This window comes from Pseudomonas sp. NFPP24, assembly GCF_900112095.1.
GTDB lineage: Bacteria > Pseudomonadota > Gammaproteobacteria > Pseudomonadales > Pseudomonadaceae > Aquipseudomonas > Aquipseudomonas extremorientalis.
Genome location: NZ_FOKD01000002.1, coordinates 520,152 through 533,248, shown reverse-complemented (window position 1 = coordinate 533,248; position 13,097 = coordinate 520,152). Strand labels below are relative to the sequence as shown.

Sequence of the window (13,097 nt, the reverse complement as noted above, 5' to 3'; positions counted from 1 at the left end):
ACCAGTGGCTGGTGATCGGCTATCGCGGGCAAGCCCCCTCCCACAGTTGTTCACCATTGTGTCAGGCGTTGCCAGACGCATATGCAGTAACGGATAAGGCTGGCCCAGGCCGTCATGCTCCGTGCGTCCGATCACCTCGAAGCCTTGTTTGAAGTAGAACCCCAGCGCCTGGGGATTCTGCTCGTTGACATCCAGTTCGTCGGCATTCAGGTGTTCGATGGCATAGCGCAGTAACTGCCGCCCGAGGCCCTGGCCCCGGTGCTGCGGGTCGATGAAGAGCATCTCCACCTTGCCGCTCGCGACCCCGGCAAACCCGGTGATGCGCTGACGGGCGTCCTTGGTGCAGATCAGCATCACGGCATCCAGATAGCGGGTCAGCACCAGGTTTTTCAGCAACTCGATGTAACTGTCCGGCAGGAAGTCATGGGTGGCGCGTACCGAGGCCTCCCAGATCCGCGCCAACTCGGTGTAGTCGCTGGTTTTAGGTGTGTGGATAACCGAATGCTGACGCATGCCCGCTGCCCCTTGCCGATGATCGGCGTTGATGGGCAAAACGATAGACCTAAAAAAGCCCCGCATCTTGTCCAGAAGCAGGGCTTTTTCAAATTTTTACGCCGATCAGTCGCGCTTTTCAGCCCACAGGTCGTATTCATCGGCATCGGTCACGGTGCACCAGACCTTGTCGCCCGGCTTCAGGCCGCTGGCATCGTCGATAAACACGTTACCGTCGATCTCCGGCGCGTCGAAGAAGCAGCGGCCAACGGCGCCTTGCTCGTCGACTTCGTCGATCAGCACTTCGATTTCCTTGCCGATGCGCAGTTGCAGGCGCGCCGAGCTGATGGCCTGCTGGTGCGCCATGAAACGCTCCCAACGGTCCTGCTTGACGTCGTCCGGCACCACGGCCAGGTCCAGCAGGTTGGCCGGGGCACCTTCCACCGGCGAATACTGGAAGCAGCCGACGCGGTCCAGTTGGGCTTCGGTCAGCCAGTCCAGCAGGTACTGGAAGTCTTCTTCGGTTTCGCCGGGGAAACCGACGATGAAGGTCGAACGGATGATCAATTCCGGGCAGATCTCGCGCCAGTTCTTGATGCGCGCCAGGGTCTTGTCTTCGAAGGCCGGGCGTTTCATGGCTTTGAGCACTTTCGGGCTGGCGTGCTGGAACGGGATGTCCAGGTACGGCAGGATCTTGCCGGCGGCCATCAGCGGGATCAGCTCGTCCACGTGCGGGTACGGGTAGACGTAGTGCAGGCGCACCCACACACCCAGGCTGCTCAAGGCTTCGCACAGTTCGGTCATGCGGGTTTTCACCGGCGCGCCGTTCCAGAAACCGGTACGGTATTTCACGTCGACGCCGTAGGCGCTGGTGTCCTGGGAGATCACCAGCAGCTCTTTGACGCCGGATTTGACCAGGCGCTGGGCCTCGTCGAGTACGTCACCGACCGGACGGCTGACCAGCTTGCCGCGCATCGACGGGATGATGCAGAAGCTGCAGCTGTGGTTGCAGCCTTCGGAAATCTTCAGGTAAGCGTAGTGACGCGGCGTCAGCTTGATGCCTTGCGGCGGTACCAGGTCGATCAGCGGGTTGTGGTCCTGGCGCGGTGGCACCACCTCGTGCACGGCGTTGACTACCTGCTCGTACTGCTGCGGGCCGGTCACGGCCAGCACGCTCGGGTGCACGTTGCGGATATTGCCTTCTTCCACGCCCATGCAGCCGGTCACGATGACCTTGCCGTTTTCCTTGATGGCCTCGCCAATCACTTCCAGCGACTCTGCCTTGGCCGAGTCGATGAAGCCGCAGGTGTTGACCACCACCACGTCAGCGTCCTGGTAGGTGGACACAACGTCATAGCCTTCCATACGCAGTTGCGTGAGGATGCGCTCGGAGTCGACCAGAGCCTTCGGGCAACCCAGGGAAACAAAGCCAACCTTGGGGTTGGCTTTTGCGATGGTGGTGGACATGTCTAACCTCGGTATTGAATGACGCCGCCCATCGGGCACGACAGGGCTGCGGACGGGCGCTTGGCGCGCCTCTGATCAAAAAGTGCGCAATTCTAGCGACGGGCAGCGCACTTGACCAGCTTTATGCAGGGAAATGCGACGAGTGCTGCGCTATGCTTCGCGCCGTTGTGCGTAGGTAAAACCCTAAGGTCAACAAAACGTCTGTTACGAGAAGTAAAACGGCGCATGCTAGGGTCAGCTTAGACGCGTTGTTAATAAAAGACCGCAGGTCAAAGGGCAGGAGTGGTTGATGGGTCACGCGAGTAGTCAGGCAGCAGGTGCCGAGCAGTCAAACGCCAAGCCGATTGGCATGCTGGTGGCAGCGGTCGGGGTGGTTTACGGCGATATCGGGACCAGCCCGCTGTACACCCTCAAAGAGGTGTTCAACGGCGGTTATGGGGTTCAGGTCAACCATGATGGCGTGCTGGGGATCCTGGCGCTGATCTTCTGGTCGCTGATCTGGGTGGTCTCGATCAAGTACATGCTGTTCGTGCTGCGCGCCGACAACCAGGGCGAGGGCGGCATCATGGCCCTTACGGCTCTGGCACGGCGGGCGGCAGGGGAGCGCAAGAAGCTGCGCAGTTTCCTGGTGGTGTGCGGCCTGTGTGGCGCGGCGCTGTTCTATGGCGACAGCATGATCACCCCAGCCATTTCCGTATTGTCCGCCGTTGAAGGCCTGGAACTTGCGTTCGACGGCCTGGAGAAATGGGTCGTGCCCATCGCCCTGGTGGTGCTGGTGGCGCTGTTCCTGATCCAGAAGCACGGCACCGATCACATCGGCAAGTTGTTCGGGCCGGTGATGGTGACCTGGTTCCTGGTGCTGGGTGGCCTCGGTGTGTATGGCATCACCCTGCACCCTGAAGTGCTCAGTGCGCTGAACCCGATATGGGCCGTGCGCTTCTTCGAGGCTCACCCCGGCATTGGCGTGGCCATCCTTGGCGCGGTGGTGCTGGCACTGACCGGCGCCGAAGCGCTGTATGCCGACATGGGCCACTTCGGGCGCAAACCCATCGCCCGGGCCTGGTTCATGCTGGTGCTGCCGGCGCTGGTGCTCAATTACTTCGGCCAGGGTGCGATGCTGCTGGGCGATCCGGAAGCCGCGCGCAACCCGTTCTACCTGCTGGCCCCGAGCTGGGCACTGATCCCGCTGGTGGTGTTGTCCACCCTGGCTACGGTGATCGCATCCCAGGCGGTGATTTCCGGTGCGTTCTCGTTGACGCGCCAGGCGATCCAGTTGGGTTACATCCCACGCATGCATATCCAGCACACCTCCAGCGCCGAACAGGGCCAGATCTACATCGGCGCGGTGAACTGGTCGTTGATGGTCGGCGTGATCCTGCTGGTGCTCGGCTTCGAATCTTCCAACGCACTGGCATCGGCCTACGGCGTGGCGGTGACCGGCACCATGCTGATGACCACCATCCTGGTGTCGGCGGTGATGCTGCTGCTGTGGAAATGGCCCCCGATCCTGGCCGTGCCGGTGTTGGTGTGCTGCCTGCTGGTCGACGGGCTGTACTTTGCCGCCAACGTGCCGAAGATCATCCAGGGCGGTGCTTTCCCGGTGCTGGCGGGGATTGTGCTGTTCGTGCTGATGACCACCTGGAAGCGCGGCAAGCAATTGCTGGTTGAGCGCCTCGACGAAGGCGGCCTGCCGCTGCCGATCTTTATCGGCAGTATCCGCGTGCAACCGCCCCATCGCGTGCAGGGTACCGCCGTGTTCCTCACGGCGCGTCCGGACGCCGTGCCCCACGCGCTGTTGCACAACCTGCTGCATAACCAGGTGTTGCATGAGCAAGTGGTGCTGCTGACGGTGGTCTACGAGGATATTCCCCGCGTACCGGCCACACGGCGTTTCGAGGTGGATTCCTACGGCGAAGGCTTCTTCCGCGTGATCCTGCACTTTGGTTTCACCGATGAGCCGGACGTGCCCGAAGCGCTGAAGTTGTGTCACCTGGATGGCCTGGACTTCAGCCCGATGCGCACCACCTACTTCCTCAGCCGCGAAACGGTGATCGCTTCGCGAATCAAGGGCATGGCCCGCTGGCGCGAAGCGTTGTTCGCTTTTATGTTGAAAAACGCCAACGGCAATCTGCGCTTCTTCAAACTGCCGGTAAACCGCGTGATCGAGCTGGGCACCCAGGTCGAAATGTAAGCGGCAGCCAACCGGGGGCCGGCAATCGGCTCCCGCTTTTCCTTCTGAACCCTGTGCAATCCAGCGTTGTCGACTAGGCTCTAAGCACCGTTTGAATAGTGCCCACAGAACCCAGAAGAGGTGCGCCATGAGTCAGCTGCTCGAACCCTATACCCTCCGTCAATTGACCCTGCTCAACCGCATCGCGGTCTCACCGATGTGCCAATACTCAAGCGATGACGGCCTGGCCAATGACTGGCACCTGGTGCACCTTGGCAGCCGCGCCGTCGGTGGCGCCGGGCTGATTTTCACCGAAGCCACCGCCGTGACCGCCGATGGCCGCATCACCGCACAGGACCTGGGTCTCTGGAACGACGCCCAGATCGAACCGCTGCAACGCATCACGCGCTTCATTGCCGCCCAGGGCGCGGTGGCCGGCATTCAACTGGCCCACGCCGGGCGCAAGGCCAGCACCCATCGGCCGTGGATCGGCAAGCATGGCAGCGTCAAGCCGGAGGACGGCGGCTGGGTGCCGGTGGGGCCGTCGCCGATTGCCTTCGACCCTCAGCACACCCAACCCAGGCAGTTGGACGAAGGGCAGATCCAGCAAGTGATCGCCGATTTCGTCGCCGCTGCCAAACGTGCGCTGACCGCCGGTTTTGAAGTGGTGGAAATCCACGCCGCCCATGGTTACCTGCTGCATCAATTCCTGTCACCGATCAGCAACCAACGTCAGGACCAGTACGGTGGCTCGTTCGAAAACCGCATCCGCCTGGTGCTGCAAGTGACCAGGGCTGTGCGTGATATCTGGCCCCAGGAGCTGCCGCTGTTTGTGCGGGTGTCGGCCACCGACTGGGTGGAAGACGGCTGGAACCCGGATGAAACCGTGGAGCTGGCGCGTCGCCTGAAAGAGCTGGGCGTGGACCTGATCGACGTTTCGTCAGGCGGTACCGCCGCCAACGCCGAGATCCCCACTGGCCCTGGCTACCAGACCCGCTTCGCCGAACGCGTGCGCAAGGAGTCGGGCATCGCCACCGGCACCGTGGGCATGATCACCGAGCCGGCCCAGGCCGAGCACATCCTGCGCACCTGTCAGGCCGATATTATCTTCCTTGCCCGTGAGCTGTTGCGCGACCCGTACTGGCCGTTGCACGCCGATGATGACCTGGGCGGGCGCAAGGCGATCTGGCCGGCGCAGTACCAGCGTGCTACCCATCGTGACCAACCCATCCACGAGTCGGATTTGAGAGATTGAGCCCTGACACGCTCCGCCGAAACCCACCCTGACCCGGTGGGTTTTTTTACGGTCATAGCGTGGGATAGCGCTGTAGGTATTCGTTACCGATGTAATTATTTAAGTGATTACTCTAAAAAAATCGCACGCTTGGCGAGATCGTTTCTACGCTTAGGGTAAGCCTGATTTCTGGCCCAGGGAGTCAGTCGGTTTTCCCACGCAGGCATTGCGCTTCACGGGAAGGGGTTATGGGCACCAGGAGTATTTGTTGGATAACAGGAGAAGCAGTCCATGGCCAAGTCCTATGGTGTGGCGGGTGCGGTAGCGTCTTTTCTGACCCGCAGGGTGTCATTGCGGGGGCGAAGGTTGAGCTCGGATGAAATGGAGTTGCTGGCGCAGTATCGAGCGCTGACCGAGAACGATCAGGTGGCGATGCGCTATTTGATTGGCGCAATGAAGAGTGTGTCGCGGTTCTGAACCGAAGAGGGGGCGTTCCCACGCAAGCGTGGGAACGCGGTGCATCAGGTGTACTTGCGCTGGTCCGGCGCCGGCGGGAAGTACTGGTACAGCCAGGTTTCGCTCAAGGTGCGGTCCTGGGTGCGAATGAACAGGCGCAGCTCAACTGGCTCCACGCTGTCGCTGGTCGGGTACCAGTCGAACAGGATGCGGTAGCCCTTGATGTTATCCAGCACCAGCACGCTGAAGTCCTTCACCTGGCCATGGGAACAGGTCACCACCGGCTCGATCCCGGTGCCTGGCGGCAGGCGATCCAGGCCGCCGCCCTTGAAGTCCACGGCAAAACGACGCGCCCAGACTTGCGGATAGTGCTCACCCGGTGCCCAGCCTTCGGTGAAGCCACCCATGCCCGAACGGGTTGCATCGACTTGCGCCAACGGTGTGCTCACCGGCGGCAGCGCGCTCCAGTACAGCTTGTAGCCGTAGTTGAGCGAGTCGCCAGCGGCCACGGGTGTTTTCGGCGTCCAGAAGGCCACGATGTTATCGAGGGTCTCGCCGGTGGTCGGGATTTCCAGCAGGTCGATCGAGCCTTCGCCCCAGGCGGTCGTCGGTTCGACCCATAGGCTCGGGCGCTTGCTGTACCAGTCCACGGTGTCCTGGTAACTGGCGAACTCATGGTCGGTCTGCACCAGGCCGAACCCCTTCGGGTCTTTGTCGGCAAATGCGTTGAATTGCAGCTTGGCCGGGTTGTTCAGCGGTCGGCAGATCCACTCGCCGTTGCCGCGCCACATCGCCAGGCGGTCCGAATCGTGGATCTGCGGGTGGATGGTGTCGCACATGCGGCGTTCGTGGGTGCCGCAACTGAACATGCTGGTCATCGGCGCGATGCCCAATTGTTCGATGGTGGTACGCGCATTGATATGGGCGTCGATGGCCATCACCACCTGGTTGGCCTGGCAGTCGATATCGAAGCGGTACGCGCCGGTGGCGCTCGGCGAGTCGAGCAGTGCGTAGACCACGAAGCGGGTGGCGTTCTTGTCCGGGGTTTCGAACCAGAACTGCGTGAAGTCGGGGAATTCCTCGCGTTTTTTCGCGTAGGTGTCGATGGCCAGGCCACGGGCAGAAAGGCCGTACTGGCCGGTGGAATCCACCGCGCGGAAGTAGCTGGCACCGAGAAACGACAGCACGTCATGGCGATCCAGTTCCGGCGCCTTGAACAGCTTGAAGCCGGAGAAGCCCAGGTCGCCGGTCAGTTGCTTGGTGTCGACCGTGGTTTTTTCATAGTTGAACAGGGAGGGGCGGAAATGCACCTCACGGGCTTCACGGGTCTTGGGGTCGACGCTGTGCATGCGCACCGGCGTCTTGAAGCCCATGCCGACGTGGAAGAATTGCACGTCCAGTTGGCCGTTCAATTCCTTCCACAGCGAATGGTTGCCGTCGTAGCCGATGGCGTTGAAATTCTGCGGGGTCATGGTCGCCAGCGTGGGCGGCAACACCTGTTTGGTGTCCTTGTAAGCGGTCCCGGCGAGTTGTTTGGCCTGGGCCTTGAGCGTGTCGAAGTCGAACGCCACGGCCTTGCCATCGGCAGCACGGTTCCCGGCCCAGGCCTGGGCGGCGAGCAGGCCGCTGGCCGACAAGCCGGTGTAAGCCGCAATGGCCATGGACGCTTTGAGCAAATTCCTGCGGTGCATAGAGACAACCTGTCGTGAGCAAATCCCGCGCCGTTCCTGGCACGTAGCGGATCAGAAATTACGGTTCGGACATGCCTTCGACCAAACGCAACGGACATTAAACAGACGCCGGATAGCTTAAGCGGTTCGATGACGCAGGAAAATTGATTGATAGCGTGGTGATGGCGTTGCAAATGCGACAAGACATTTCCGATTCTGTGACCGAACACATTAGTTAAGAAATATGAAGATCCAAATGTGGGAGGGGGCTTGCCCCCGATAGCGGTGTGCCAGTCATTGAATACTGCGCAGGTCCAACTCAATCGGGGGCAAGCCCCCTCCCACATTTAGACTGCATTTCAGGCGACTTCACCCACCGCTCGGTAAGCCTCATCAATCGCCGCATGGGCATACGCACTCCACGCCGCATCCGAGTTGGCGATGCTCACATGCCCCACCGGCTTTTTCGCCAGCTGCATCCACGCTTCGGTTTCATCGGCTTGATCGAACAAGCTGTTGGAGAAGCTCGCATAACCGTGTGACCAGCGGTTGACAGTGATCGCCAGAATATCGGTCTCATGATTGAAACCGCCGGGCCCGAGCATGCGTTGCAACTGGTCGCGCAACTGCGCTTCCAGTTGTTCGAACGTCTGCCCATACAACTTGCCACGCCCGGCGCGGGCCTGGTCGCGGGCGTTCATGCCGCTGTTGGGGCTGGTGGGCACGTAGACCATGTGCAAGCCGATCGGCTGCGTCGGGTCGCGCGGGTGGTCATAGCCGCCCATGCTCACCGGGTAGTCCAGTTTGATCCGGCTGTAGGGCTGGGTTGCCGCGTAAATCTCGTGAACGCCGAGCTTCTGGAATGACTGCCAATTGCGGATAACCACATTGGTGTACACCAGCGGGTACTTCACGTTCTGGCTCAAGGCGTGAGCCTGCGGTGCCGGCAAATCCTTCAACAAATACGGAATCATCATGTTGTAGCAGGCCAGGATGCAGCGTTTTCCACGCACTTGTGCGAGTTGGCCGCCACGGCTGTAGCCGATATGCACACCGTCGCCGACGTTACGCACGCTGACCGCCGTACTGTTCAAGCGCAGCCGCACCGCCGCCTTGGGTTGGTCGAGCCTGGCGTAGTCGAATGCCGCCAGCACGATATCGTCCATGGTATGTCCCGGCGCCACGCCCGGGATCAGGCTGCGTACCAGCAACCGTGCCACCGACGCATTGCCGTCCGGGAAGTGATAGATGTAGGGCTCTTCCATTTCGGCTGCCGCTTCTTCGCTGATTGGCGCCAGGTTCATCCCTGCAAAACCTGGGAAACCCACGCTGTAGGCATCGGCCGACGCCACGGCATCAATGCTCAGCGCCATGAAGTCGTTGGTGCGGCTCTGGAAGTACTTCACCGCGCCTTCCGACAAACCGACGTTCTTGAGCAGGAAATCGCGGTAGCTGGTGGCTGCCAGGTAGTCGGCCTTTTCTTTGGCGGTCTTGCCCGGCAGGTAGTCCTTGGGCGCGGTGTGCAGCTCGATCAGGGCCTGACGGTCTGCCGCCGGCAACGGGAAGTCATTGATGAAATCGCGGATGGCCCGTGCGTTGAGTTGGTCGGGGGCGATGTCGTCGGCGACCATCGGCGTCGGGTCGCCGGTCACCAGTTTGTCTTCGCCGAAGTTCTCCTTGTCGAAAAACACCCCGCGCGACAGCCCGAGACCGGGGTAGAACCGGCGGTCGAAGGCGGTTTCGAAGCGCTTGATGTTCACGCCGAGCTTTTTCAGCAGCCCGTTCACTTCCTTGCTGTACAGGTGATTGGGCGACTGGAACGCCTCGCTGCCACCGTAGCCGATGATCATGCGGCCACCGGCCTGGAATTCATTGCGCTTGGCGTGGCCGCCGAAGTCGTCGTGGTTTTCCAGGATCAGGATCTTCGCCTTGGGGTGCTTCTCGCGATAGAACCACGCCGCCGACAGCCCACTCAAGCCACTGCCCACGACGACCAAGTCATAGTCTTCGGTGACCGGCAGCTTGTCGGTGTCGAACACCTTCTTTTCCCAGCCCATCTGGTGCGCCACTTCGAACGAGCCGGCATGGCTGCCGCGCAGGCCGGTAAGGGCGGGTGGGTAGTAACGGCCATCAGGGGCGGCTTGCAGGATTTGCAGTGGGGTCATGCCGGCGGCGAGGGTGACAGCGACGCCGTTGAGGAAGTCGCGGCGGGTGATATCCATGGGGGATCCTGAAAATTATTGTTATAGGTTCCCGGCATCCAGAGGGAATGCCGGGTTGAATTGTCAGTGCTTGAACATCACATGACGCACGGTGGTGTAGTCCTCCAGCCCGTACATGGACATGTCCTTGCCATAGCCAGACAGTTTCTGACCGCCGTGAGGCATTTCGCTGACCAGCATGAAGTGGGTGTTCACCCAGGTGCAGCCGTACTGCAGGCGTGCGGCCAGGCGATGGGCACGTCCTACATCGGCGGTCCATACGGACGACGCCAGGCCGTAGTCCGAATCGTTGGCCCAGCCCAGCACCTGCGCTTCGTCGTTGAACTTGGTCACTGAGACCACCGGCCCGAATACTTCGCGGCGCACGATCTCGTCGTCCTGCTGTGCGTCGGCCAGCACGGTGGGTTCAAAGAAGAAACCATTGCCTTCCACCGCCTTGCCACCCGTGACCAGGCGAATGTGCGGTTGCGCCACGGCGCGTTCGACAAACCCGGCAACACGGTCGCGATGTTGCGCAGTAATCAACGGGCCCAACTCCGTGGCCGGGTCATCCTGCAATCCATACTTGATGCTGGCGACCGCCGCGCCGAGTTTTTCGACGAACTTGTCGTAGATCTGCGCCTGCGCGTAAATCCGGCAGGCCGCCGTGCAATCCTGGCCGGCGTTGTAGAAACCGAAGGTACGAATGCCTTCCACGGCGGCGTCGATGTCCGCATCGTTGAAGATGATCACTGGCGCCTTGCCACCCAACTCCATGTGCATGCGTTTCACGCTGTCGGCGGTGCTGGAGATGATGTTTGCGCCGGTGGCGATGGAGCCGGTCAGCGACACCATGCGCACTTTAGGGTGCGTGACCAGTGGGCTGCCCACGGTAGGCCCACGGCCGAACACCAGGTTGAGCACGCCGGCCGGGAAGATTTCAGCGGCCAGTTCGACCATGCGCAATGCGGTCAGCGGGGTTTGCTCCGACGGCTTGAGCACCACGGTATTACCGGCGGCGAGGGCCGGGGCGATTTTCCAGGCGACCATCATCAGCGGGTAGTTCCACGGCGCGATGGAGGCGATCACCCCCACCGGGTCGCGGCGGATCATCGACGTGTGGCCGGGCAGGTATTCACCGCCGGCCGAACCGCTCATGCAACGGCTGGCGCCGGCAAAGAAACGGAATACATCGGCAATCGCCGGGATTTCATCGTTGAGCGCGGCGCTGTAGGGCTTGCCGCAGTTGTCCGATTCCAGCTTGGCCAGCTCTTCGCCGTGGGCCTCGATCACGTCCGCCAGTTTCAGCAGCAGCAGCGAACGATCCTTGGGCGCGGTTTGCGACCAGCCTTCGAAGGCCGCATCGGCGGCGCGCACGGCGGCGTCGACCTGGGCTTCGCTGGCTTCCTTGATTTCTACCAGTACGCGGCCCAGAGCCGGGTTGAATACAGCCTGCGCCGGGCCTTCGCCTTCGACCAGTTGGCCGTTGATCAGTAATTTGGTTTGCATGGTTCAGCTCTCCACCAACTATCGTTATTTCCTTGAATAAACTGGCTCTAAATGTGGGAGGGGGCTTGCCCCCGATAGCAATCTTCCAGTCACACCCTCTACAACTGACCCACTGCCATCGGGGGCAAGCCCCCTCCCACATTTGAACCGTGTTCCTTCAATAGCATCGTTATTTGCCGCCACTCCCGGCCACGCTTTCACCGCCGCGGGTCAGGTAATAGGCACCGAGAATCGGGAACATCGTTACCAGCATCACTAGCATCGCCACCACGTTGGTCACCGGCACATCCCGTGGGCGGCTCAACTGGTTGAGCAGCCACAGCGGCAAGGTGCGCTCGTGGCCGGCGGTGAAGGTGGTGACGATGATTTCGTCGAACGACAATGCAAAGGCGAGCATGCCGCCGGCCAGCAGCGCCGAGCCCAGGTTGGGCATGATGATGTAGCGGAAGGTCTGCCAGCCGTCGGCGCCCAGGTCCATCGAGGCCTCGATCAGGCTGTGGGAGGTGCGGCGCAAGCGGGCGATGACGTTGTTGTAGACGATCACCACGCAAAAGGTCGCGTGGCCGACGATGATGGTGAACATCCCAGGCTCGATACCCAGCGTCTTGAACGTCGCCAGCAGTGCGATACCGGTGATGATCCCCGGCAGGGCAATCGGCAGGATCAACATCAGCGACACGCCTTGCTTGCCGAAGAACTCGCGGCGATACAGCGCCGCCGAGGCCAGCGTGCCGAGCACCATGGCGATCAGCGTGGCGATGGCGGCGATCTGCAGCGACAGCTTGATCGCCTCCAGTACGTCCGGCCGCGCGAACGCCACGCTGAACCACTTCAGGGTGAAGCCCTGGGGCGGAAAGCTGAACGCAGCTTCTTCGGTGTTGAAGGCATAAAGAAAGATGATCAGGATCGGGAAGTGCAGAAACACCAACCCGCCCCAGGCGGCGATCTTCAGGCCCAATGAGGATTTTTCAGAGTGCATCGAAGGCCCCCAGGCGTTTGACGATGGACAGGTAAACCGCGATCAGCACGATCGGCACCAGGGTGAACGCCGCTGCCATGGGCATGTTGCCGATGGCGCCTTGCTGCGCGTAGACCATGCCGCCGACGAAGTAGCCGGGCGGGCCGACCAGTTGCGGCACGATGAAATCGCCCAGGGTCAGCGAGAAGGTGAAGATGGAACCTGCGGCAATCCCTGGCACCGACAGCGGCAATATCACCTGCATGAAGGTCTGGCGCGGTTTGGCGCCCAGGTCGGCAGAGGCTTGCAGCAAGGACGGCGGCAAACGCTCCAGGGACGCCTGGATCGGCAGGATCATGAACGGCAGCCAGATATAGACAAACACCATGAACCGTCCCAGATGCGAGGTGCTCAAGGTACTGCCGCCCACGCCGGGAACGCCCAGCACGAACTGCAACACAGGCTCCAGGCCCAAGTGCTGCACGAACCACTGCGCCACGCCGCCCTTGGCCAGCAGCAAGGTCCAGGCATAAGCCTTGACGATATAGCTGGCCCACATCGGCATCATCACCGCGATGTAGAAGAACGCCTTGGTCTTGCCCGTGGTGTAGCGCGCCATGTAGTAGGCGATGGGGAAGGCCACGATGGCACTGGCGATCGATACCACGATCGCCATGCTCAAGGTGCGCACAATGATGTCGAAGTTCGACGGCTGGAACAGCGCGGCGAAGTTGGCCAGGGTCAGGTCTGGCGTGACCGCCATGGTGAAGTCGTCGAAGGTATAGAAACCTTGCCACAGCAGGGTCAGCAACGAACCGAGGTAGATCGCGCCGAACCAGATCAGCGGCGGCACCAGCAGCATTGCCAGGTAGAGGTTGGGCTTGCGGTAGAGCAGGTTGGAAAACCTGCGCATCGGCGGGTGGGAAATAGCCAGGCTCAT

The 13,097-nt window shown here is 61.4% G+C and carries 9 protein-coding genes and 1 pseudogene; 3 read left to right on the top strand and 7 right to left on the bottom strand.

The features are described from left to right. Positions 1-72: 72 nt before the first annotated feature. Positions 73-513 (bottom strand): annotated as a pseudogene (locus BM026_RS06175) (GNAT family N-acetyltransferase); the annotation flags it as partial. A 105-nt stretch (positions 514-618) separates the two neighbouring features. After that, the gene (rimO, locus tag BM026_RS06170) at positions 619-1,959 is read right to left on the bottom strand and encodes a 30S ribosomal protein S12 methylthiotransferase RimO (RefSeq protein WP_003231334.1); all 1,341 of its coding nucleotides are present in this window, start codon (positions 1,957-1,959) and stop codon (positions 619-621) included. Positions 1,960-2,248: 289 nt separating this feature from the next. Here rimO and BM026_RS06165 point away from each other — a divergent pair, with 289 nt between their 5' ends. From BM026_RS06165 to BM026_RS06155, 3 genes are all read left to right on the top strand, one after another. Continuing rightward, positions 2,249-4,150: a potassium transporter Kup gene (locus tag BM026_RS06165; RefSeq protein WP_071488750.1), complete on the top strand. Its 1,902-nt coding sequence runs from the start codon at positions 2,249-2,251 to the stop codon at positions 4,148-4,150. A 127-nt stretch (positions 4,151-4,277) separates the two neighbouring features. Continuing rightward, complete coding sequence (locus tag BM026_RS06160) at positions 4,278-5,384, top strand: NADH:flavin oxidoreductase/NADH oxidase (protein ID WP_092241083.1); 1,107 nt, start codon at positions 4,278-4,280, stop codon at positions 5,382-5,384. Between the two features lie 270 nt (positions 5,385-5,654). Continuing rightward, complete coding sequence (locus BM026_RS06155) at positions 5,655-5,840, top strand: hypothetical protein (protein WP_058423750.1); 186 nt, start codon at positions 5,655-5,657, stop codon at positions 5,838-5,840. A 44-nt stretch (positions 5,841-5,884) separates the two neighbouring features. Here BM026_RS06155 and BM026_RS06150 read toward each other — a convergent pair whose 3' ends face one another. The 5 genes from BM026_RS06150 to BM026_RS06130 form a co-directional block, all read right to left on the bottom strand. Beyond that, a complete protein-coding gene (locus BM026_RS06150) occupies positions 5,885-7,510 on the bottom strand; it encodes a glucan biosynthesis protein D (protein ID WP_092241085.1) in 1,626 nt (541 codons plus the stop codon). 338 nt (positions 7,511-7,848) lie between these two features. Further along, positions 7,849-9,711, bottom strand: a complete 1,863-nt coding sequence (locus BM026_RS06145) for a flavin monoamine oxidase family protein (protein ID WP_093527686.1) — start codon at positions 9,709-9,711, stop codon at positions 7,849-7,851. Between the two features lie 63 nt (positions 9,712-9,774). Next, a complete protein-coding gene (locus tag BM026_RS06140; protein ID WP_071488754.1) occupies positions 9,775-11,199 on the bottom strand; it encodes a gamma-aminobutyraldehyde dehydrogenase in 1,425 nt (474 codons plus the stop codon). Between the two features lie 169 nt (positions 11,200-11,368). Further along, positions 11,369-12,178 carry an ABC transporter permease gene (locus BM026_RS06135; RefSeq protein WP_025856826.1) on the bottom strand — a complete coding sequence of 270 codons (810 nt, stop codon included), beginning with the start codon at positions 12,176-12,178 and terminating at the stop codon, positions 11,369-11,371. Next, complete coding sequence (locus BM026_RS06130; protein WP_092241091.1) at positions 12,168-13,097, bottom strand: ABC transporter permease; 930 nt, start codon at positions 13,095-13,097, stop codon at positions 12,168-12,170. Before BM026_RS06130 ends, BM026_RS06135 begins: the two co-directional genes overlap by 11 nt.

What these genes read in the sequence shown, in the direction of transcription:
- BM026_RS06165 (WP_071488750.1), top strand. Translation starts at nt 2,249, where the DNA reads ATGGGTCACGCGAGTAGTCAGGCAGCAGGTGCCGAGCAGTCAAACGCC.
- BM026_RS06140 (WP_071488754.1), bottom strand. Translation starts at nt 11,199, where the DNA reads ATGCAAACCAAATTACTGATCAACGGCCAACTGGTCGAAGGCGAAGGC.
- BM026_RS06150 (WP_092241085.1), bottom strand. Translation starts at nt 7,510, where the DNA reads ATGCACCGCAGGAATTTGCTCAAAGCGTCCATGGCCATTGCGGCTTAC.
- BM026_RS06160 (WP_092241083.1), top strand. Translation starts at nt 4,278, where the DNA reads ATGAGTCAGCTGCTCGAACCCTATACCCTCCGTCAATTGACCCTGCTC.
- BM026_RS06130 (WP_092241091.1), bottom strand. Translation starts at nt 13,097, where the DNA reads ATGAGCCTGGCTATTTCCCACCCGCCGATGCGCAGGTTTTCCAACCTG.
- BM026_RS06155 (WP_058423750.1), top strand. Translation starts at nt 5,655, where the DNA reads ATGGCCAAGTCCTATGGTGTGGCGGGTGCGGTAGCGTCTTTTCTGACC.
- rimO (WP_003231334.1), bottom strand. Translation starts at nt 1,959, where the DNA reads ATGTCCACCACCATCGCAAAAGCCAACCCCAAGGTTGGCTTTGTTTCC.
- BM026_RS06135 (WP_025856826.1), bottom strand. Translation starts at nt 12,178, where the DNA reads ATGCACTCTGAAAAATCCTCATTGGGCCTGAAGATCGCCGCCTGGGGC.
- BM026_RS06145 (WP_093527686.1), bottom strand. Translation starts at nt 9,711, where the DNA reads ATGGATATCACCCGCCGCGACTTCCTCAACGGCGTCGCTGTCACCCTC.